Origin of the sequence: Occultella kanbiaonis (genome assembly GCF_009708215.1) — a bacterium.
GTDB classification, from domain to species: domain Bacteria; phylum Actinomycetota; class Actinomycetes; order Actinomycetales; family Beutenbergiaceae; genus Occultella; species Occultella kanbiaonis.
Genome location: NZ_CP046175.1, coordinates 1,959,805 through 1,980,470, shown reverse-complemented (window position 1 = coordinate 1,980,470; position 20,666 = coordinate 1,959,805). Strand labels below are relative to the sequence as shown.

The window sequence follows — 20,666 nt, the reverse complement described above, 5'->3', positions numbered from 1 at the left end:
ACCGGCCGGCGCGGTGAGCGCGATCGACGCGGCGGCGGGGCCACGGCCCCGCCGGTCGCCGGGTCGTCGTCGGCGCGCGGACGACGTCGCGGGACTCGGCCGGCTCCGGGCGGGGGGGTTCGTCGCGCCGGCGCTGGCGCTGATCGGCCTGTTCCTGGTCTTCCCGGCGGTCTGGACCATCTACCTGGGCATGACGAACTACCGGCTCACCGGCCTCGCGGCCGCGAACCCGGAGTTCGTGGGGCTGGACAACTTCGCGAGCGCGCTCACCGACGACGCGTTCTGGCACTCGCTCTGGCTCACCCTGATCTTCGTGCTGGTCTCCGGTGTGATCGGGCAGACCCTGCTCGGGTTCTCGATCGCGTGGGCGCTGCGGCACGTGCGCGGGTGGGCGAAGTCGGTCATCGAGACCTTGGTCCTGGCCGCCTGGGTGGTGCCCGCGTCCGTCGCCTCGTTCCTGTGGCTGGCGTTGCTCGACCGGCGCACCGGCACGCTGAACGCACTGCTCGGCACGGAGGGCACCGCCTGGCTGATCGAGTACCCGATGGTGAGCATCATCGTCTTCAACGTCTGGGTGGGCACCGCGTTCTCCATGCTGCTGTTCTCCTCCGCGCTCGCCGCGGTGCCGCCCTCGCAGCTGGAGAGCGCCCGGATGGTCGGCGCCGGTTCGTGGCAGCAGCTGCGCGACGTGGTGCTGCCGAACATCCGTGGGCACATCCTGACGAACACGCTGCTCATCACGCTGTGGACGTTCAACACGTTCACGCCGTACCTGCTCACCGCCGGTGGACCGCGCGACGAGTCGGCGATCCTCGCCGTGTACATCTACACGACCGCGATCCCCGGCGGGCAGCTGGGCATGGGCGCCGCGATCTCGCTGATCATGCTCCTGATCAACCTCGTCATCGCGCTCGGCTACCTGCGCGTGGCCCGGGCCGCCTCCGGAGGGTCGAGATGACGGGCGAACCCGTGCTGCCACAGGCATCCGACGGACCGGCCCCACGCCCGGCCACTCCCGCGCCGTCGCTCGGACGCCGGATGGTGCGGCACTACCTGTCCCGGGTGCTGTTCGTGGTCGCGATGGGCCTGGTGCTCGCGTTCTTCGCGCTGCCGATGCTGTGGCTCGTGACCGCCCCGTTCGACGCCGATCCGTCACTCACGGTCGGCTGGCCGGACTGGACCCTGGCGAACTTCGCCCGGATCGCCGAGAACCGGTACGCCCTCGGTTCGCTGCGCAACTCGCTCATCCTCGGCCTCGGGACCATGGCCCTGGTGCTCACCCTCGGCTCGCTCGCCGCGTACGCGCTCTCCCGGGTGCGGATCCCGGGCCGGGATGGGCTGCTGTACGCGCTGCTGCTGCTCTCCTCGATCGTCACGGGCACCGCGGCGATGGTCCCGACGTTCCAGCTGATCACCCAGATCGGGCTGATCAACACCCAGATCGGAGTGATCCTGGTGCTCGCCGGTGGCGTGCTGCCGACCGTCATCTTCATCCTCAAGGACTTCATGGACTCGATCCCGAAGTCCTACGAGGAGTCCGCGCGGCTGTACGGCGCCAGCCCGCTGCAGATCCTGACCCACGTGGTGGTGCCCACGGCCCGCCCGGGGCTCGCGTTCGTGGCGGTCTGGACCGTGGTCCAGGTCTGGGGCAACTTCCTGGTGCCGTTCCTGCTGCTGCGGACCCCGGAGTCCCAGCCGGCGGCCGTGCTGATGTACACCTTCTACACCGAGGGCGGGCAGCCGGACCTGCGCCTGCTCTCGGCCTTCTCGCTCGTGTTCTCCGTCCCGGTGATCGCGATGTACTTCCTCGTCAACCGCCGGTACGGATTCCGGTTCCACGGAGGGATCAAGTCCTGATGGCAGCCATCACCACCACCGCTCTGGTCAAGGAGTACCCGGGCGGAGTCCGCGGCGTCGACGGCGTCGACGTCACCATCGCCGACGGCGAGTTCTTCGCCCTCCTCGGCCCGTCCGGCTGCGGCAAGACCACCCTGCTCCGCTCGATCGCGGGCCTCGAGTCGATCACCGAGGGCGCCCTGCAGATCGGCGACCGGGACGTCACCGACCTCGAGCCCGGTGAGCGGGGCGTGGCCATGGTGTTCCAGGACTACGCGCTCTTCCCGCACATGGACGTCGCGGACAACATCGCCTACCCCTTGAAGATCAAGCGGATCGCCAAGGTGCCCCGCCGCCGGACGGCCACCGAGGTGGGCGACGGACTGTCGCTGAACGGGCTGATGCAGCGCCGGCCGGCTCAGCTCTCCGGTGGGCAGCAGCAGCGGGTCGCACTCGCCCGCGCCGTCGCCACCCGCCCGGAGGTGCTGCTCCTGGACGAGCCCCTGTCCAACCTGGACGCCCGGCTTCGCCTCGAGGCGCGCACCTTCCTGAAGGAGCTCCAGCGCGAGCTCGGCGTCACCACCGTGTTCGTGACCCATGACCAGGCGGAGGCGCTCGCCCTCGCCGACCGGATCGCGGTCATGAAGGCGGGCCGGCTGCAGCAGGTGGGCACGCCACGGGAGGTGTTCTCCCGGCCGGTGAACACCTTCGTGGCCGGGTTCATCGGATCCACGCCGATGAACCTCCTCGAGGCGGAGACGGCCGACGGCGCGGTCCGGGTCGCCGGGGCCACCGTGCCGCTGCCGGCCGGCGCGCAGGGCCGGGTCAGCGACGGCGCCACGGTGGTCTGGGGCGCCCGCCCGGAGTACCTGAAGTGGTCGACCACCCCGGTCGAGGGAGGCATCGAGGCAGAGGTGAGCGTCATCGAGAACCTCGGGGCGTCGGTGCTGGTCTCGGCGCACAGCGGCCAGACCCGGCTGCAACTCGTCCTGGACGAGGACGACGAGCCCGCACCCGGTGACCGGGGCTGGGTCCTCGCCACCCCCCGACGTAGCCTGCTGTTCGACTCCGAGACCACCGACCTGATCGGCTGAGCGTGACCACCACCCACCGGCTGCACCTGACCATCGACGACCAGATCGAGAACCGGTACCTGCCGGTCGCCTTCGAGGTGCCGCCGGGGTCGGACTCGGTGGAGGTCCGGCTGTCCTACGACACCTCCGCCGGCGTGCTCGACCTCGGCTGCGAGGGCCCGGGCGGGTGGCGCGGCTGGTCCGGCGGCGCCCGGAGCCGGTTCGTGATCACCCCCACCGCGGCCACGCCCGGGTACCTGCCCGGTGAGCTCGAGCCCGGCGAGTGGCACGTGATCCTCGGTCTGCACCAGCTGCCCGGTGCGGGGCTGGACGTCGTGCTCGAGGTCGACGCCCCCGCGACCGGTGCCGTCGAGACCGAACCGGCCGCCGCCGTCGAAGCGGGCCCGCCGCCCGGGTCCACCCGCGGCCTGCCCGCACCGGACGGCCTGACCTGGTTCGCGGGCGACTTCCACGCCCACACCCTGCACTCCGACGGTGCGGAGAGCATCGACCAGCTCGCCGCCCGCGCAGCCGCCGCGGGGCTCGACTTCCTCGCGGTCACCGACCACAACACGACCAGCCACCACCCACACCTTCCCGGCGCCGGCGCCCGGCACTCGGTGACCCTGCTCCCGGGCCAGGAGGTCACCACCGCCCGCGGGCACGCGAACGCGTTCGGGGACATCGGCTGGATCGACTTCCGCGAGAGCGCGCAGCGGTGGGTGCACGAGGTCGCCGCCCGCGGTGGCGTGCTCTCGGTGAACCACGCCGTCGACGGCGACTGCGCCTGGCAGCACCCGCTCACCACCCTGCCGCGGGCCCTGGAACTGTGGCACATCTCGTGGTTCCGGGACCTGACCGCCTCGTTCCCGTGGGCGTTCTGGGCGCGCTGGGGCGAGGTCGTTCCGATCGGCGGCTCGGACTTCCACAAGCCCGGTCAGGGCTGGACCCTGGGCACGCCGACCACGTGGGTGGCCGCAACGGAGAACACGCCGGAGGCGATCGTCGCCGGCGTGCAGGCCGGCCGGACCTCGATCAGCGTCGGGGTGCGCCCGGACGCCACCCCGGACCCGCTGCACACCCCGATGCTGCTGCGGCTCGGTGAGGACCTGATCGCGCTGTCGGCTGAGGGCTCTGTGCTCGTGGACATCGAAGGTGCCCGACGGCGGATCACCGGTCCCTCGGTCACGGTCGCCTCGTCCTGGGGCATCGGGCCGTACCGCCTCGAGGACCCGGACCGGCGGGTGCTCGCGATCTGCGCGTGAGCGTCACTCAGATCGTCGTGGACGCGCGCACCCGCAGCGTCGGCAGCAGCACCTGACGGCGCGGGCTCAGGGCCTGCTCCCCCGGTGCGTCCCGCTCCGCGAACCGGTCTGCGCACATCCGCACGGCGAGACGTCCGAGATCGCGCTTCGGCGGCGCGACGGCCGTGAGCGGAACCGTGGCGTCCGCGGCCCGCTCGTCGTCGTAGGCGACGATCGCCAGGTCCTGTGGGATCCGCAGTCCCGCCGCCGGTGCCGCGTCGGCGAGGTCGACGGCCTCATGGTCGGAGAGCACCACCACCGCGCTCTCGCCGGCCGCGCGAACCGAGTCCAGGACCTGACGCAGACTCCGGGTGTACTCCTCGCCGGTGCCCGGGCCGACGGTGTGCTCGAACGTCAACACCGACGGGCCGGCCTCGTCGCGCGCGAGCGCCATCCCGGCCCGCAGCCACGGCCCGGTGGGATTGCGCGGGCGCATGGCGAGCCCGATCCTGCGGTGTCCGAGGGCGATGAGGTGGCGCATGGCCGCCGCCATCCCGAGCGCGTGGTCGGTGTGCACGGACTCGATGCCGGAGAACGGATCGGGCACCTCGCGCTCGACCAGCACCACCGGCACCCGGGCGTCGGCGAGCAGGCGGTAGATGCGGGCATCCGCGGTCTGGGTCCGGGCCGGCGTGACGAGCAGGGCGTCCACGCCGCGCGCGAGCATCCGCTCGACCAGGGTCACCTCGTCCTCCCTCGAGTAGTCGGACACCCCGAGCAGCAGCCGGAGCCCGAGCCGGTCCGCTTCGTCGTGGGCGCCGTCCACGACGGCGCGGTAGTAGTAGTCCCGCGCCGGCACGACGATCCCGACCAGGGCACCCTCGCCGTCGGGAGCCGTCTCGCGAGGACTGCGAGCGCTGCGACCGCGCGACCGCTCCGAGGCCGCCCAGGCCGGTTCGCGAACCGCGCCACCGCGCACCCGCCGTGACTGCGGCGAGGAGGCGACCACCGACGCAAGGTCGCGCCGGATCGTGATCACGCTGACGTCGAACCGCTCGGCGAGCTCGCGAACCTCCACGGCGCCGCTGGCCTGGAGCTCCGCAGCGATGCGGGCGCGACGTTCCTCGGTGAGCACGACTCAGGAATAGCGGGTCGGGGGCGCCATCGCAACGTGACCGGTTCTGATCGTTTCTCCGCCACGGCTGGACCGGGCCGATCACGTGGGGCGACGCTGAGCGCCGATCGATGTAACGACGCATCGGCAGAGGCAACGGAGGCTTCGAGTGAGGACAGTTCGAGCGAGAGTCGTGACGTCGGTCGCGACCGCGTTGACCATGGTCGCGACGTCGCTGGCCGCGGCCGGGACCGCAGCCGCCGATCCCGGCTTCACGCCGGAGGCGCCCGAGAGCGTCGTCGACCTGGTCCGTATCGACCACCCGCGACTGATCCTCGACGACGCCGCCCTGACCGGCGTGCAGGAGTGGATCGCCACGGACGACACCGCCGCGGCGCTGGCCGATGACGTCCTCGGGCAGGCGGAGGCGCTCCTGGCCGCCCCGGTCACGATCTACGACTTCCCGGACGGGCGCAGCCTGCTCACCCCCGTGCGGACCATCCTCAACCGGACCTATGTGCTCGCCCTCTCCTACCGCCTGACCGAGGACACCCGCTTCCTGGACCGGGCCTACGCGGAGCTGGCCGCCGCGGCGCAGTTCCCGGACTGGAACCCGGAGAGTTTCCTGTCCGTGGCCGAGATGCTGCACGCGTTCGCGATCGGGTACGACTGGCTGTACCCGGCCCTGACCGCGCAGCAGCGCGGCGTGCTCGAGACCGCCATGGTCACGCACGGATTCCAGCCGGCCCAGGCCGGCTATGACGCCGGCGCCTCCTGGACCACCACGACGAGCAACTGGTCCATCGTGTGCACCAGCGGCATCGGCATCGCGGCGCTCGCCCTCGCCGACGTCGAACCCGAACGGGCCGAGTCACTGCTGCAGCTCGGGCTCTCGCACGTCGGGCCGGCCCTCGACGAGTACGCCCCGGACGGCGGGTACCCCGAGGGTCCGACGTACTGGGACTACGCCACCCGCTACCTTGTGCCCTACCTGGCGAGCCTCGGCACCGCCGTCGGCGACGACTTCGGCATCTCCGACGCGCCCGGACTGTCCGGAACGGTCGACTTCTCGATGTACATGGCCGGCCCGTCCGGACGCACGTTCAACTACTCCGATGCGTCCTCGACGTACGGCGGCCCGCCCGCCGCCTACTGGATGGCGGACCGGTACGGCCAGCCCGGGTACGCGTGGTGGGCCGACGAAGGGCTGAGCACGCCCACGAACCCCCAGGCGCTGCTCTGGTACGGCCTGTCCGAGCGGGCCACACCGGCGCAGACCGAGATGCCCCTCGACCGGTACTTCAGCGGCACCGAGACCGTCCTGTCGCGCTCGGCGTGGAGCACGCCGACGGCGTTGTTCACCGGGTTCAAGGCCGGCGACAACAGCAACAACCACGGTGATCTGGACATGGGCACGTTCGTCCTCGACGCGCTCGGCACCCGGTGGGCGGACGAGCTCGGCGCCGACTCCTACAGCCTGCCGGGCTACTTCAGCACCGGACCCGACGGCGAGCGCTGGACGTACTACCGCAAGCGCGCGGAGGGCCAGAACACCCTGGTCATCAACCCCGGATCGGGACCGGACCAGTCGGTCGCGGTGGCCGGCCGGATCGTCGCCCAGGAGGACTCGCCCGCCGGCGCGTTCGCCGTCGCGGAGCTCACCGAGGCCTACGCCGACCAGGGCGTGACCTCCTGGCAGCGCGGCGTCGCGATGATCGACGACCGGTCCCGGGTGGTCGTCCAGGACGAGCTGACCTCGACCACCCCGGTCGAGGCGTGGTGGTTCATGCACACCTCGGCCGACGTCGAGATCGCCGACGACGGACGTAGCGCAGTGCTGACCATCGAGGGCCGGCAACTGCTCGCCCGACTGGTCGACGCACCGGCGCAGGCACAGTTCTCGGTGATGGCCGCCGAACCGCTGCCCGCGTCGCCGAACCCGGACGGGCAGGCGGCCAACGGCCAGTCCAAGCTGACCGTGCACCTGCCGGGGGTCACCGACCTGCGCCTGTCCATCCTGCTCGAGCCGCTCCCGGTCGGCGGGACAGGCGAACCGGTGCCGGCCGTGACCGCCCTGGCGGACTGGACGGTGCCCGCCACCGGGGCCTCCACGCTGAGCGACCTCACCCACGACGACGTGACGGTCCCCGGCTTCTCCGCCGACACTCGCACCCTCGTGCTCGAGACGACGGACCTCGGCGTGATCGAGGCGGTCCCGAGCAACGGCACCGACCAGGTCGACGTGCAGATGCCGGACGCGCTGCCCGGAACCGCCGTGGTCTGCGTCGGACCGGCGGGTGAGGTGTGCCGGACGCGGTACGAGGTGCACCTGACCCGGCCGTACAGCGGCCCACTGACCGGGAGCATCGTCGGAACGAACCCGACGTCGAATGCCGTCGACGACGATCTCGGCACGTTCTGGTCGGCGCAGGGAGACGGTCAGTGGCTGCGCGCCAACCTCCCGGAGACGACGACGGTGGACGGCGTCCGGGTCGCCTGGAGCATGGGAAACGCCCGGGTGTACACCTATGACGTGCAGACCTCGCTGGACGGCGAGCAGTGGTCGACTGCTTGGTCGGGTGCCAGCTCGGGGACGACGCTGGAGCTGGAGGACATCAGTTTCGATCCGGTCCAGGCCGGCTACGTGCGGATCCTCGCCCACGGCAACAACGCCAACACGTGGATGAGCCTGTCCGAGCTCCGGATCAGCACGGCACAGGGCGAGTGGCCACAGACCGAACCCGCCGCACCCGACCCGGTCGCGATCGGGATCGGCTCGGGTGCGCTGAACCTGCACCCGCAGATGGTGGACAGCCCGTCGCTCACCGTCACGATGAGTGACGGAACCGCAGTCCCACTGGATCCGACCGCGGCGTCCCTGCGGTCCTCCGACCCCGAGGTCGCCGAGTTCACGAGCGACGGCGCGGTGGTGGCCCGGTCCGTCGGATCGACGCTCCTGACCGCGCTCTGGCGCTCACCGACAGGGACCCTGGTGGGCGGACGCGCCACGGTGGCCGTGACCGATCCCGGCACCAGCACCCTGACCGCCGCCCGCGACGGGTACGTGCGGGACGGCACCTACGCCGACACCTCCTACGGCACGGCCGCCTCGATGACTGTCAAACGGGACCCGAGCAGCAACAACGCCGGCTTCAACAGAGAGACGTACCTCGCGTTCGACCTCGAACCGCTCGACGGTCGGGAACTGGTCGCCGCCGAACTGGTCCTGACCACCGTGGTGGCCGCCGACCGGACCATGCTGGTCGACGTGAGCACGGCCGCCACGGACTGGACCGAGGCGGACCTGACCTGGAACTCACGCCCCGCCGTCGGCACGGCGGTCGGACAGTTCACGGCCGGCAGCGAGACGGCACCGGTGAGCATCGACGTCACCGGCGCCGCGGTCGCGGCACTCGGCGAGGGTGGGGCGAGCCTCGGCTTCGCGCTGCGGCAGAACGCTCAGGACTCGCAGGCCTTCGGCACGTCCGTCTGGTCCCGTGAGCGCGGCGCGGGCGGCCCCACGCTCGTCCTGCACTGGGCCGAGGCGACGGCGTGCACGTCCACGGTGACCGGATCGACCACCGGCGCGATCGCCCTGACGGGGTCGATGGCCTGCATCGTCGATGCCGACGTGCGCGGGCCGGTGACCGCGGCGGACGGCACGTCCGTCCGGATCGAGGGGTCCACGATCGCCGGTCCGGTCACGGTGCCCGCCGCGGGCTCCGTGATCGTGGCGGACACGACGATCAACGGTCCGGTGCAACTGGCCGGGGACTCCTCCTCGATGTGGGTGGAGGCCAGCACGGTTCGAGGGCCGGTCACCGCCCTGGCGCCCGGCGGCACGCTGGCCCTGCTCGACTCCGAGGTGGTGGGCACCCTGGCGTGCTCGGCGGAGTCGGTCACGATCCTCATCGACACCGACGTCCGGGTGACGCAGCCGGAGTGCGGCTCAGATACCTAGGGCGCGCATCCGGGCGATGACCGCGTCCACCCGGGCGGGATCGGCGACCGGGCCGCGATCGTCGAGGGTGAGCTCGTCGGCGATCCGGCCGTCGATCATGAAGACCACCCGGTCGGCGCGCGCGGCGACACCGACGTCATGGGTGACGATCAGCAGGGTGGTGCCGTCGCGGTTGAGCTCGGTGAGCAGGTCAAGGATCTGCTCGGCGGAGTCGCGGTTGAGCGCCCCGGTGGGCTCGTCGCCGAAGATGATCCGGGGCCGGCGCATCAGGGCCCGGCAGATCCCGGCCCGCTGCAGCTGACCACCGGAGACCTGGGCCGGCATCCTGGCCCGCAGGTCCCAGATCCCAGCCCTGGTCATGAGCTCCCTCGCCCGGGCGACGCGGTCCGCGGGGGTGCCGACCCGGTCGAGGGAACTGGTCAGCACGATGTTCTCGAGCAGACCGAGGTCCGGCAGCAGGGTGGGCTGCTGGAACACGAACCCCATGTGTCTCCGGCGATGATCGGCGAGCTCGTCGGGGCTCAGCGCCGTGATTTCGACGTCATCGAGCCGCACCGTCCCGGCGTCGACCGGGTCCATCCCGGAGAGGCTGTGGAGCAGGGTCGACTTTCCCGAGCCGGACGGCCCCATCACGGTCACGAACTCGCCCTCGGCGACGGTCAGGTCGACGCCGCGGAGCACCTCGGCGTCCTGGCCGTCGTGGCTGAAGCTCTTCCTGAGGCCGCGGGCGCTCAGCAGCGCCGTGCCGGTGCCGGTCGGTGGGACGGTGGTGATCATCGGCGGGTCCTCACTGGTCCTTGATGGTGGTGGAGATGCCAGCGCGGGCACCCTGCCGCGTGCTCGCCAGCGTGGCGACCGCGACGATGGCGAGGAGGACGACCGGGGAGGCGGCGTAGGCGAGCCAGGGGTCCGCGATCAGGCGCAACTCGGACAGGCCGATGCCCGAGAGGAACACTCCGGCGAGGCCGCCGCCGAGCACCTTCGCGCCAACCGCACCGACGAGCACTCCCACCGCGAGCACCGCCGCGGACCGGACCACGTACTGGGTCTGCACGTGGCCGTCGCGGAAGCCGAGCGCCCGCATCACGCCGATCCCGAAGGCGTCGCGCACGATCAGCAGCCTCATGAACAGCGCCGTGATCAGCGCGGCCACGGCCAGCCCGATCGCGAGCGCCGCGACGGCCACGGTGCGCAGGGCGTCGATCGTGCCGCCCATCGTGGCGTCGACGTAGTCGCGCACGGAACTCACCTCGAGGTCGGGATAGGCCTCTGTGTAGCCGCCGATCGCGGCGGGCACGTCCACCCCCGGGGCGAAGTCGGCGTAGAGGGTGCTCCACATCAGGTCGGAACTGGTGTGCGGGGCGACCATCTTCGCGGTGCGCCCCCCATTGGTGAGGTCCTGGTAGATGCCGGTCACGGTCAGCTCGAGCGGCGGGAGCGGCCCGGCGGCCCCGGCGCTGCCGGCCGACACCGGCGTCACCGAGACACGGTCCCCCACCGCCGCACCGAGGGCATCGGCCTGCAGTCGGGACAGGGCGATCTGGGTGTCGACGGTCGGTGCGGCACCGTCGGAGTACGTGAGCGGGAACGCGGCCAGATCACCGGACTCGATCTTCACGGTGGCGGGCACCCCGTCGGCGTCGAGGGCCGTGTAGGAAGCCGTCGTCAGGACTGTGTGGCCGGCCACCTGCGGATCCTGCGCGAGGTCGCGGTCGAGGTCGGCGATGCGTTCGGTGGCTGTGCCGCCCTGGGCATCGACCCGCAGGTCGCTGACGCCGGCACCCAGGTAGGTGATGAAGTCCGGCGCGGTCACGGTGGTGTGCAGGTTCTGCGGCAGGATCAGGATGAACGCGCCCAGGGCGTAGATCACCAGCGGCACCGCGTAGAGGGCGGGGCGCCGCACCACGTCGCGCAGGCCGAGGCGCACCGGGGTGCCGGGGCGCTCGCCGAGCGCGGACAGCAGCCGCGGGGGGCGCCGGCGCGAGGCCCCGAGCACCGGGGCGCCGGTCCGGATCGCCTGGACCGGCGAGACCGTCCGTAGGCGGCCAAGCGCGCGTCGCACCGCGAGCCCCACGACGGCGACGATCAGCGCGCTCAGCGCCACGCCGAGCAGCAGCGACGGCACGGTCCGCCCCGCGGGTCCGAGGAACAGTCGGACGTCCGCGAGGAGGACCTGGTTCAGGGCGAGCGAACCACCCAGCCCGACGACGGCGCCGACCGCCGCGAGCACCAGGTACCGGCGCGTGTAGAGCCGCCGGAGGTCGCGATCACGGACGCCGATGGCCTTGAGGATCCCGATCTCCCGGTAGTCCCGGTCGAGGGTGGTCAGCAGCGTGAACCGGACGCAGAGCAGGGCGATCGCGACGAGGAGCACCGTCACCAGGATGACGATGGCGGCCGTGATACCGCCGGAGAGTGAGTTGACCAGGACGAACAGGGTCCAGGTGATCGTGGGCCCGTTGGCCTCGAGTCCGGCGGCCCGGTAGGAGGTCTCGAACTCACCGACGGCGGCGACGTCGGTGAGCCGGAACTGGATGAGATGCTCGATGGCGCCCGCCTGACCCACGGCGTGGGTCAGCCGCCCCAGATCGGCGGGCGCGACGAGCAGCCGCTTGGACGAGGCGTACGAGGAGTTCATCTGGGAGTCCCGCAGGAACCCGGCCACGGTCAGGTCCACGGAGCCGTTCGGGCCGGTGACCGTGAGCAGCTGCCCCCGCTCGAGGTCGAGCAGCTCCCGGTAGAACAACGGCAGCCAGACGGTGCCGGGTGCGGGGTCGATGACGGCGCCGTCGGTGTCCAGCAGCAGGTCGAACTGCGCGTTCTGGGTCACGAACGAGTTGTCCTGCAGCCCAGCGGCGAGCGTGGTATCGGTGCCGGCTCCGGTGATCCGGATCGCGGAGGAGTCCACGTTCAGCATCTCCACGACGGCGTAGGTGTCCACCAGGTCGTTCGCCGCGGCGAAGGCGGCGATCCGCTCGGAGTCGACGGTCCCGGCGTGCATCTGCAGGAAGTGCGGGGTGCGTGCCTGCTGCATGAGCGACGCGCTCGCCCCGGTCACGGTGACCACCAGTGCTCCTGCCGAGCTCGCGAGCGCGGCGGACAGCGCCACGAACAGCACCAGGACGACGGCGGTCATCGGGTTGCGCCGGATGGCGTTGCGCGTGAGCCGGCTCAGGACGTGCCCCTGGCTGGGGTTCATGCCTCAAGCCTCGCGGGCCAGGGTGCGCGCGGGTATCGGTGGTGTCCCTGAACCGCCCCTGATCGTGATCAGGGGCGGTCGGGGGTCCCGCGTCAGGGATCCCGGCCGCGGTCGGCGGTGGCCTCCGGTGCGTCAGTCGCCCTCGGCGTCCGCGTCCTCGTCGGGCACCACGACGGACTGGTCGACCACGTCCGCCTCCTCGGCGAGGTCGTCGAGGTCGGGACGCGCGGTCCCGGGGTGGTAGTCCTCCCCCACACCGCGCGGGTCCGGGTGCGCGATCTCCTCGACGAGGTTCTTCGGGTCGGTCTCGTCGTCCTCCACGAGACCGGCGTCGCGCCAGGACTCGTGACCGGGAAGCGTGCTCATGACTCCTCCTCGACTCGGGTCTGCCCATAGTGGACCGACGGCGCCGACCGCGCCACTACTCGCGACGCATCCGTCGCGCCCTGGCCCCGCGGAGCATGGTCACGGCGAAGACGACGACCGCCACCAGCGCACAGCACAACACCCAGCCGGCCGCGTAGCCGACCCCGTCCGCGCACCCATGGTCTCCGGAGGGTCCGACAGGGCCGCACCCCAACCGGAACACGTCCCGGGCCAGCGGGAGGCCCACGAACATCAGGAGGAGGCCGGTCAGGATGCCGCCGAGGATACCGAGCGCCTGCGCCCGCAGCAGGACGTCGAACCACTTCGGCACCACGCCGCCGGCCGAGCCGCCGCCGTCACCTTCGGGGCCGACCCGCCGCATGGCGTCACCTCCTGGGCTGGTGCTGGCGGTACTCGTCCGCGGGGTAGACGCCGAGGATCTTCACCTCGGTGGTGAAGAACTCCAGTTCCTCAAGCGCACGCCGCAGCCCGAGCTCGTCGGGGTGGCCGTCGACCTCCGCGAGGAACTGGGTGGCGGCGAACTCCCCGCCCACCATGTAGCTCTCCAGCTTCGTCATGTTGACGCCGTTCGTTGCGAACCCGCCGAGCGCCTTGTAGAGGGCGGCCGGGAGGTTGCGCACGTTGAAGATGAAACTCGTCACGACCGGCCCGTTCCCCGCCGGCGTCCGGACCAGTTCCGGGGACAGCACCACGAACCGGGTGGTGTTGTGATCCTCGTCCTCCACGTCCGTGGCGAGGATCTCCAGCCCGTAGATCTCGGCCGCAAGCGGCGGTGAGATGGCGGCCATGGTGGGATCGGCGGCCTCGGCCACCTCCCGTGCGGCGCCGGCGGTGTCACCGGAGATCACCGGGGTCAGGTTCAGCGCGCGGATCACGTTGCGGCACTGCCCGAGGGCGTGCACGTGGCTGTGCACGGTCCGGATCGTGTCAAGGGACGCCCCTGGGATCCCCATCAGGTTGAACCGGATCCGCAGGAAGTGCTCGGCGATGATGTGCAGCCCGGACGTGGGCAGGAAGTGGTGGATGTCCGCGACCCGTCCGGCGAGCGAGTTGTCGATCGGGATCAGCGCGAGATCGGCGTCGCCGTGCTCGACGGCCGCGAACACGTCCTCGAAGGAGGCGCACGCCACGGCCTCCCAGTCCGGATAGTGCTGCTTGCAGACGATGTCCGAGTTGGCGCCCGGCTCGCCCTGATACGCGATACGTCCCTTGCTCACCCGAGCAGTTTCCCACGAACGCTCAGCCACCCACGTTCGAGTGGCCCAGTTTGCGGTCCCGCTCGTCCTGCTTCTGCTTCTGCAGCTGCACCTCGCCGGCAAGCGTGTGCGTCTCCAACCAGTCCAGCACGCCCGTCCCGGAGTCCCGGAAGATGCGGCCGTACCGGATCCGGCTGAACACGTCGACCATCCGGCCACGCAGGTAGCCGATCGCGATCCGACCGAACAACCATGCGGCGGCGAAGCCGTTGAGCACGCCGACCACAGCCGTCGCCGCCGTGACCCACGGCGACCCGCTGACCGCGGCCCAGGCGATCATCGCGGCGGTGGGCAGCAACCCGATCGCCATCATGATCATGGACGCCCACACGTGCAGGGCGATGTTGCCGTTCGCGTCGTTCGGTCCGACCCGACGGCGCGGATCGACGCCCGGTGAGACACCCACGGCCGAGACCAGCACCGCGGCTCCTGCCGCTGCCCCGATCGCCGCCGGGATCAACGCGATCACGTACGGCGCTGCCCACCAGGCACCGCCGAGGAGGAGGAACACCGCGGAGACCAGGATGGCCCGGGGCAGGAAGATCACCACCATCGCCCATTGCCGCCCGCGGACGTCCGCGCGCACCGAGTCCGAGGACTCGCCCACGACGTTCTGCCAGACGGCGGAGCCATCCTGCCCGTACAGGTTGCAGCCGGCGAGCCCGAGCATCAGCGCGACGATGACGCCCGAGAACGCCGCCACGGGGGCGGTGTAGCCGCCGAGCAGGGCGAACAGGCCGATGATCGCGCCGCTCCACACCCCGGTGCTGGATTCGAGGGCTCGCCACGGGTCCCGGCGCCACTGGCGTACTTCCTTGCCGATCACGGCGCCCGTGGGAGTCGCGGGCAGCAGCCCGCCGCCGGCGACCAGGCCGATCGATCGCGGGCGCCCGCGGCGTGGGCTGACCCGTTGCGAACGCGGGACGAGCAGTCGGACGGTCGCGAGGACCATGACGACGTCGAGCGCGGCCAGCGCCAGCAACCACGCCGTCGCGACGCCCGCCCGGCCGGACGCTCCCGCCTCGACGGCGAGCAGCGCCCAGGAGGTCGGTGCGGCGTCGAGGACCCGGGTGATCGGTCCCGCCGGCAGCCCTTCGCTCAGCAGCGCAGGGATCGACTGCACCGCCACGGCCACCACGATCCACCCGGCGAACATCGCCGCGAACATGATCCCGAACTGCACTCCGGCAATCTCGATGCCGAGCTTGCTGCGCATCGCCGCACCCAGTGCACCGTAGGTGAGCCGGGACAGGGTGATCACGAAGATCCAGGTGAGCGCCGCCCCGATCACGGCGAGCACCGCCGTCGGAGGGGACAGCGCTACCGCGTGCCAGGTGCCGGCCAGCAACGCCGCCAGCACGTACGCGGCGGCCACCCCGACGAACACGCTCATCAGCAGGCCGCGGCCCAACGCCGCGCGGGAGATCGGCAGCAACGCGAAGTAGTCGGGCCGCAGCACCCCCGCGCCACTCATGATCACCGGGCCGACCATCGCCCCGACGGCCCACACCAGGAAGACCAGGGTCAGCGCGGAGTGGCGGACGCCGTCGTCGGCCGCGAGAGCCGCCACGGCCCAGGTCGCGGCGACCAGGAGGGCGCCGATGACCCATCCTGCCTTGCGCATCCCCCCGGAGGAGTTGCGCAGCATCGCGAACTTGAGCGAGATCAGCCCCCGATCCATGCCAACTCCTCCTCGCCGGCGTCGGGTGCGCCGACCAGCTCGACGAACCGGTCCTCGAGGGTCGAGCCGGCGCGCACCTGCTCAAGGGTGCCCTCGGCGGCGATCGCGCCGTTCGCCACGATCGCCACGCGATCACAGAGTTGCTCGACCAGCGCCATCACGTGGCTGGAGATGATCACCGACCCCCCGGTGGCGGTGAACCGCCGCAGGATCCGGGTCAGCACCCGGGCGCTGACGGGATCCACGGCCTCGTACGGTTCATCCAGCACGAGCACCCTCGGGGTGTGCAGCAGCGCCGTGGCCAGACCGATCTTCTTGCGCATCCCGGTGGAGTACTCCCCCACCAGTGTGCCGAGCTGCTCGGCCTCGCCGAGTTCGAGGATACGCAGCAGTTCCTGCGCCCGGGCGGCAACGACGTCGCGTGGCATCCCCCGGAACCGCCCCCAGTAGGTGAGCAGCTCACCGCCGGTGAGCCGCTCCGGAAGCGCGAGACCGTCGGGCAGCACGCCCAGCCGGCGCTTCGCCTCCACCGGGTCGGCCCAGACGTCCACGCCCTGGACCAGGGCATGCCCTGCGGACGGGCGTAACAATCCGACCGCCATCGACAGGGCGGTGGTCTTACCGGCCCCGTTCGGCCCCACCATCCCGAAGAAGGATCCGGCCGGTACCGCCAGGTCGACGTCGTCCACGGCGACCTTCTCGCCGAACTCCCGTCGCAGGCCGCGCAGTTCCAGCGCCGGCACGCCCGGCGCATCAGGTGTCGAAGTCATGGTCCAAGCACACCCCGGCGGCCGGGCCCTGTCTTCGGCCGACCGGCCAGACCTGGGTGCCGATCGGCCAGGATCAGTGCCGGATCGCACCGCTGCCCGGACGTGTTCGTAGGATCTGACCATGCCCCCAGCCCCGTCGACGACGCCTGCCTGGCGCAGTCTGGCCGCCCGGCTCTCCCCGGCCGCCGGGCGCAGCGCCGGGGACCTGGTGGCCGACGTCGCGCTGTTCGTGATCGCACTCGCGTCCTGGGGCTACAACGGGATACCCGGGGTGCATCCACAGATCGAAGGCTGGTGGTGGCCGGTCGACTGGGTTCTCGGAGCGGTGGCCTGCGTGCTGCTGTGGTGGACCCGTCGCTACCCACTCATCGTCGGCGCCATCATGATCATCCCCGGCGCATTCGCGATCACGGCCGGCTTCCCGGTGCTCGTCGCGGTCTACCGGATGGGACCGCTCGGGCGGCGTTGGCCCGCACTCGCCCTGACGGGAGCGCACATCGCGACGGCCCTCCCGTATCACGCGGTCGTGCCCATCCCCGGTCTGCCATGGGCGGTGTGGACCATCATGATCCCGCTGCTGTACCTGCTGTGCCTGTGCCTCGGGCTGCTGAGGCGCTCCCGGCGGGAGGTCATCGCCGGGCTGCGCGAGAACGCGGACCGGGACCGGGAGCAGTACGAGGGACGGCTCGCGAACGCCCGCCGGGACGAACGCGAGCGCATTGCGCGGGAGATGCATGACGTCCTCGCCCACCGGATGTCCCTACTGTCCGTGCACGCCGGCGCCCTCGAGTACCGCGCCACGTCCCCGACGCCCCCGAACCTCGCCGAGATCCGGGCCGCGACCGGCGTCATCCGGAGCAACGCCGCGGCCGCGGTGGAGGATCTGCGTGAGCTGCTCGGCCTGCTGCGCAGTGACGACGCGCTGACCACGGCGGTTCCACAGCCCCACCTCGCCGACCTCGAGCAGCTGATCACCGAGGCCGCGGCCGCCGGGCAGCAGGTCGACTACGTCAGCCAGGCTCGCCCGGCATCGATCCGGGACGGCACCCAGCGGACGGTGTATCGCATCGTCCAGGAGACGCTCACCAACGCACGCAAGCATGCGCCGCACGCGCCGGTCACCGTGCGGATCCGACAGACCGACCGTGCCGTCGAGGTGACGGTGACGAACGCGGTACCGCCCGGCCTGACCGGCTTGGACCTGCCGCCGGCCGGCAACGGACTCACCGGCCTCGACGAACGGGTCCGCATCGACGACGGCTGCTTCGAGGCGACCATCGAGGACGGGACCTTCCGCGTGTGGGCGCAACTGCCGCTGGAGGCGCGATGACGATCCGGGTACTGCTCGTCGATGACGACCCGCTCGTGGTCACCGGACTGCGGCTGATGCTGGGTGGCAGCCCGTCGATCGACGTCGTGGGCGAGGCCGCGGACGGCGACGAACTCACCGGGGCCGTCGCGCGGTACCGCCCCGACGTGGTTCTTCTGGACGTGCGCATGCCGAGACTGGATGGGGTGCGGGCGCTGCGGGACCTACGGGCCAAGGATCCCGATCCGCCCGCCGTCATCATGCTGACCACCTTCCACACCGACTCGGTGGTCCTGGACGCGCTCCGTTCGGGGGCCACAGGGTTCCTGCTCAAACACACGGCCCCGGAGCAGATCGTGACGGCCATCCACGCCGCGGCCGCGGGGGACGCCACGATCTCACCGGCGGTGCTCGGTCAGCTGGTTCGGCAGGCGAGCAGCCGGAAGGACCCGGAACCCGCTCCCGACCCGTTGAGCAGCCTCACCGGCCGGGAACGCGAGGTGGCCCTCGCAGTCTCCGAGGGCTTGTCGAACGGCGACATCGCCGAGCGGCTCCACCTCTCGGTCGGCAGCGTGAAGTCGCACATCTCGAGCGCGCTGGCGAGGCTGGAGCTGGACAACCGGGTGCAGTTGGCGATCGCCGCCCACGAGGCGCGCCGGCGCGACGCGGTCCGTGACGGGCCCGACCGAGCCGGACCCACGAACTGACGGGACGGCGAGGTCAGTGCCTGGGCTCGGACGGGAACGCGAGTGAGGCCGCCGGCCGCAGCGCGCTGTCCGGCCACCGGCTGGTGACGGCCTTGGCGCGGGTGTAGAAGTTCAGCCCCTCGCGGCCGTAGACGTGGGTGTCACCGAACAGGGACGCCTTGCGCCCACCGAACGAGAAGGACCCGGCCGGCACCGGGATCGGCACGTTGATGCCGACCATCCCGGCCTGCACCTCCCGTTGGAACTTGCGCGCCGCCGCGCCGGAGGAGGTGAAGATGGCGGCCCCGTTGCCGTAGGGGCCCTCGTTCACGATCCGGATGGCCTCGTCGACGTCCGCCGCGCGCAGCACCACGAGGACCGGCCCGAACACCTCCTCGGTGTACGCCCGCGAGGACCGGTCGATCCCGGTGATCAGGGTCGGCCCCACGAAGTAGCCCTCGGCGTGGCCGGGCACGGTCAGGCCCCGGCCGTCGAGCACCACCTGGGCGCCCTCGGCCTCGGTCTCGGTGATGATCGCCAGGATCCGGTCCCGGGACGCGGCCGTGATGACCGGGCCCATCTCGGAGTCCTCGCTCGTCGAGGGCCCGACCACCACGGCCTCGCCCTTCTCGGCGATCGCCTTGATCAGCGGCCCGGTCTCCTCCTCGGTGCCGACGGCGACGACGGCGGAGATCGCCATGCACCGTTGCCCGGCGGACCCGTAGCCGGCCGCGACGAGATGGTCGGCGGCCTCGTCGATGTCGGCGTCCGGCATCACGACGGCGTGGTTCTTGGCGCCGCCGAGGGCCTGCACCCGCTTGCCGTGCGCGGAGCCGCGCTCGTAGACGTGCTTGGCGATCGGGGTGGAGCCCACGAACGACACCGCCTCGATACCGGGGTGCGCGAGGATCGCGTCCACCAGAGCCGGCCCGCCCTGCAGGACCGAGAACACGCCGTCGGGCAGTCCCGCCGCGGCCCAGAGCTCGGCCAGCTTCAGCGACGCACTCGGGTCCCGTTCGGACGGCTTCAGGATGAACGAGTTCCCGGCCGCGATCGCGATCGGGGCCATCCACAGCGGCACCATGGCCGGAAAGTTGAACGGCGTGATCCCGGCACACACCCCGAGCGGCTCCCGGTAGGCGTAGGTGTCCACCCCGGTGGAGAGCTGGTCGGCGTAGGAGCCCTGGAGCAGCTGCGGCAGCCCACAGGCGAACTCGATGATCTCCAGCCCGCGGGTGATCTCCCCCGCGGCGTCCGGGCGGGTCTTGCCGTGCTCGCGGGAGATGATCTCCTCGATCTCCGCGCGGCGGCTCGCAACCTGCTCCCGGAACGCGAACAGCACCCCGGCCCGCTTGGTGAGCGACGTCTGGGACCACTGGTCGAACGCCGCCTGCGCCGCGGCGACGGCCTCGTCCAGCTCGGCCTGACCGGCCGCGGGGATCACGGCGATCACCCGGCCGGTGGCGGGATCGGTGACGTCGATGGGATCGCCGCCGGTGCTACGCCGCTGGCCGTTGATCACGTGCTCCACAGTGGGTGCGCTCATGGGGTCCTCCTCGTTGGGGTACCCCCCAGTTCTACCTCCGCACGCGCACTACGTCACCCCCATTGACGTGGTCGTTCCGGGCGGGTACTCGCCCCGCCGGTCCCGCGCGAGCGGCCGGCACCGTCGGCGTGGTAGTGAGTCCCTATGACGGCGCTGAGTCCCGAGGAATGCAGGAGTCGACTCGAGGCGGCACCGCACGCGTACCTCGCCACGGCGGACGCGGTCGGCGTGCCCCACCTCGTGCCGGTGGTGCACGCTCTGATGGGCGACGCCGTCGTGCATGCCGTGGACCACAAGCCCAAGCGCTCCCGGGCGCTGCGCCGGCTCGCGAACATCGCGGCCAACCCGACGGTTGGTCTCCTCGCCGATCACTACGAAGCGGACTGGAGCCGGCTCTGGTGGGTGCGCGCGGATGCGCGTGCGCGCGTGGTCACGTCCGGGCCGGAGTACGACGCCGCCCTCGAGGCGCTGGTGGCCCGCCACCCGCAGTACGCCGCCCACCCGCCCGCCGGGCCGGCCGTGATCGCGAAGGTCATCCGATGGTCCGGCTGGGTCGCGACCGGCTGATCGCGCGCTCCCGGTGACGCGTCGTTGCGGAGGGGAC

17 protein-coding genes are annotated in these 20,666 nt (G+C 71.7%); 8 read left to right on the top strand and 9 right to left on the bottom strand.

The genetic code is table 11. The features are described from left to right. Positions 1–13 precede the first annotated feature (13 nt). The 4 genes from GKS42_RS09090 to GKS42_RS09075 are packed head-to-tail and all read left to right on the top strand — an operon-like array spanning position 14 to position 4,174. A complete protein-coding gene (locus tag GKS42_RS09090; RefSeq protein WP_232847987.1) occupies positions 14–958 on the top strand; it encodes a carbohydrate ABC transporter permease in 945 nt (314 codons plus the stop codon). Then, positions 955–1,857 carry a carbohydrate ABC transporter permease gene (locus GKS42_RS09085; protein WP_232847986.1) on the top strand — a complete coding sequence of 301 codons (903 nt, stop codon included), beginning with the start codon at positions 955–957 and terminating at the stop codon, positions 1,855–1,857. The genes GKS42_RS09090 and GKS42_RS09085 overlap by 4 nt, the downstream gene beginning before the upstream one ends. After that, on the top strand, positions 1,857–2,930 hold the full coding sequence (locus GKS42_RS09080; RefSeq protein WP_154793531.1) for an ABC transporter ATP-binding protein: 1,074 nt from the start codon (positions 1,857–1,859) through the stop codon (positions 2,928–2,930). Before GKS42_RS09085 ends, GKS42_RS09080 begins: the two co-directional genes overlap by 1 nt. Positions 2,931–2,932: 2 nt before the next feature. Next, entirely contained in the window at positions 2,933–4,174 is a 1,242-nt protein-coding gene (locus GKS42_RS09075) for a CehA/McbA family metallohydrolase (RefSeq protein ID WP_154793530.1), read from the top strand. Between the two features lie 7 nt (positions 4,175–4,181). Here the strand turns inward: GKS42_RS09075 and GKS42_RS09070 are convergent, their stop codons facing one another. Next, a complete protein-coding gene (locus tag GKS42_RS09070; protein WP_154793529.1) occupies positions 4,182–5,288 on the bottom strand; it encodes a substrate-binding domain-containing protein in 1,107 nt (368 codons plus the stop codon). 172 nt (positions 5,289–5,460) lie between these two features. Between GKS42_RS09070 and GKS42_RS09065 the strand changes: the two genes are divergently transcribed. Then, entirely contained in the window at positions 5,461–9,228 is a 3,768-nt protein-coding gene (locus GKS42_RS09065) for a CBM96 family carbohydrate-binding protein (protein WP_154793528.1), read from the top strand. On the opposite strand, the gene GKS42_RS09060 is transcribed toward GKS42_RS09065, so the two are convergent. The 7 genes from GKS42_RS09060 to GKS42_RS09030 form a co-directional block, all read right to left on the bottom strand. Then, positions 9,217–10,005: an ABC transporter ATP-binding protein gene (locus GKS42_RS09060; protein WP_154793527.1), complete on the bottom strand. Its 789-nt coding sequence runs from the start codon at positions 10,003–10,005 to the stop codon at positions 9,217–9,219. The genes GKS42_RS09065 and GKS42_RS09060 overlap by 12 nt on opposite strands. A gap of 10 nt (positions 10,006–10,015) precedes the next feature. Further along, complete coding sequence (locus GKS42_RS09055; RefSeq protein ID WP_154793526.1) at positions 10,016–12,427, bottom strand: FtsX-like permease family protein; 2,412 nt, start codon at positions 12,425–12,427, stop codon at positions 10,016–10,018. Between the two features lie 132 nt (positions 12,428–12,559). Then, positions 12,560–12,793, bottom strand: coding sequence for a hypothetical protein (locus tag GKS42_RS09050; RefSeq protein ID WP_154793525.1), 234 nt, complete (start codon positions 12,791–12,793; stop codon positions 12,560–12,562). A 55-nt stretch (positions 12,794–12,848) separates the two neighbouring features. Next, positions 12,849–13,175 (bottom strand): hypothetical protein, encoded by a 327-nt coding sequence (locus GKS42_RS09045; protein ID WP_154793524.1) that lies wholly within the window; start codon positions 13,173–13,175, stop codon positions 12,849–12,851. Between the two features lie 4 nt (positions 13,176–13,179). Beyond that, the gene (locus tag GKS42_RS09040; protein ID WP_154793523.1) at positions 13,180–14,031 is read right to left on the bottom strand and encodes a prephenate dehydratase; all 852 of its coding nucleotides are present in this window, start codon (positions 14,029–14,031) and stop codon (positions 13,180–13,182) included. A gap of 22 nt (positions 14,032–14,053) precedes the next feature. Further along, on the bottom strand, positions 14,054–15,751 hold the full coding sequence (locus GKS42_RS09035; protein ID WP_154793522.1) for a hypothetical protein: 1,698 nt from the start codon (positions 15,749–15,751) through the stop codon (positions 14,054–14,056). Continuing rightward, positions 15,736–16,521, bottom strand: a complete 786-nt coding sequence (locus GKS42_RS09030; RefSeq protein ID WP_154793521.1) for an ABC transporter ATP-binding protein — start codon at positions 16,519–16,521, stop codon at positions 15,736–15,738. Before GKS42_RS09030 ends, GKS42_RS09035 begins: the two co-directional genes overlap by 16 nt. A 121-nt stretch (positions 16,522–16,642) precedes the next feature. On the opposite strand from GKS42_RS09030, the gene GKS42_RS09025 reads away from it, so the two are divergent. Beyond that, the gene (locus tag GKS42_RS09025) at positions 16,643–17,851 is read left to right on the top strand and encodes a sensor histidine kinase (protein WP_154793520.1); all 1,209 of its coding nucleotides are present in this window, start codon (positions 16,643–16,645) and stop codon (positions 17,849–17,851) included. Beyond that, positions 17,848–18,537 (top strand): response regulator, encoded by a 690-nt coding sequence (locus tag GKS42_RS09020; RefSeq protein WP_154793519.1) that lies wholly within the window; start codon positions 17,848–17,850, stop codon positions 18,535–18,537. The genes GKS42_RS09025 and GKS42_RS09020 overlap by 4 nt, the downstream gene beginning before the upstream one ends. A 13-nt stretch (positions 18,538–18,550) precedes the next feature. On the opposite strand, the gene GKS42_RS09015 is transcribed toward GKS42_RS09020, so the two are convergent. Next, positions 18,551–20,062, bottom strand: a complete 1,512-nt coding sequence (locus tag GKS42_RS09015; RefSeq protein WP_154793518.1) for a CoA-acylating methylmalonate-semialdehyde dehydrogenase — start codon at positions 20,060–20,062, stop codon at positions 18,551–18,553. 144 nt (positions 20,063–20,206) lie between these two features. Here GKS42_RS09015 and GKS42_RS09010 point away from each other — a divergent pair, with 144 nt between their 5' ends. After that, positions 20,207–20,629 carry a TIGR03668 family PPOX class F420-dependent oxidoreductase gene (locus GKS42_RS09010; protein ID WP_174791064.1) on the top strand — a complete coding sequence of 141 codons (423 nt, stop codon included), beginning with the start codon at positions 20,207–20,209 and terminating at the stop codon, positions 20,627–20,629. The last annotated feature ends 37 nt before the right edge of the window (positions 20,630–20,666 follow it).

Bases quoted from the DNA above. Each gene is read 5' to 3' on its own strand.
- GKS42_RS09085 (WP_232847986.1), top strand. From the start codon at position 955: ATGACGGGCGAACCCGTGCTGCCACAGGCATCCGACGGACCGGCCCCA.
- GKS42_RS09080 (WP_154793531.1), top strand. From the start codon at position 1,857: ATGGCAGCCATCACCACCACCGCTCTGGTCAAGGAGTACCCGGGCGGA.
- GKS42_RS09060 (WP_154793527.1), bottom strand. From the start codon at position 10,005: ATGATCACCACCGTCCCACCGACCGGCACCGGCACGGCGCTGCTGAGC.
- GKS42_RS09055 (WP_154793526.1), bottom strand. From the start codon at position 12,427: ATGAACCCCAGCCAGGGGCACGTCCTGAGCCGGCTCACGCGCAACGCC.
- GKS42_RS09050 (WP_154793525.1), bottom strand. From the start codon at position 12,793: ATGAGCACGCTTCCCGGTCACGAGTCCTGGCGCGACGCCGGTCTCGTG.
- GKS42_RS09045 (WP_154793524.1), bottom strand. From the start codon at position 13,175: ATGCGGCGGGTCGGCCCCGAAGGTGACGGCGGCGGCTCGGCCGGCGGC.
- GKS42_RS09035 (WP_154793522.1), bottom strand. From the start codon at position 15,751: ATGGATCGGGGGCTGATCTCGCTCAAGTTCGCGATGCTGCGCAACTCC.
- GKS42_RS09030 (WP_154793521.1), bottom strand. From the start codon at position 16,521: ATGACTTCGACACCTGATGCGCCGGGCGTGCCGGCGCTGGAACTGCGC.
- GKS42_RS09025 (WP_154793520.1), top strand. From the start codon at position 16,643: ATGCCCCCAGCCCCGTCGACGACGCCTGCCTGGCGCAGTCTGGCCGCC.
- GKS42_RS09020 (WP_154793519.1), top strand. From the start codon at position 17,848: ATGACGATCCGGGTACTGCTCGTCGATGACGACCCGCTCGTGGTCACC.
- GKS42_RS09015 (WP_154793518.1), bottom strand. From the start codon at position 20,062: ATGAGCGCACCCACTGTGGAGCACGTGATCAACGGCCAGCGGCGTAGC.
- GKS42_RS09010 (WP_174791064.1), top strand. From the start codon at position 20,207: ATGACGGCGCTGAGTCCCGAGGAATGCAGGAGTCGACTCGAGGCGGCA.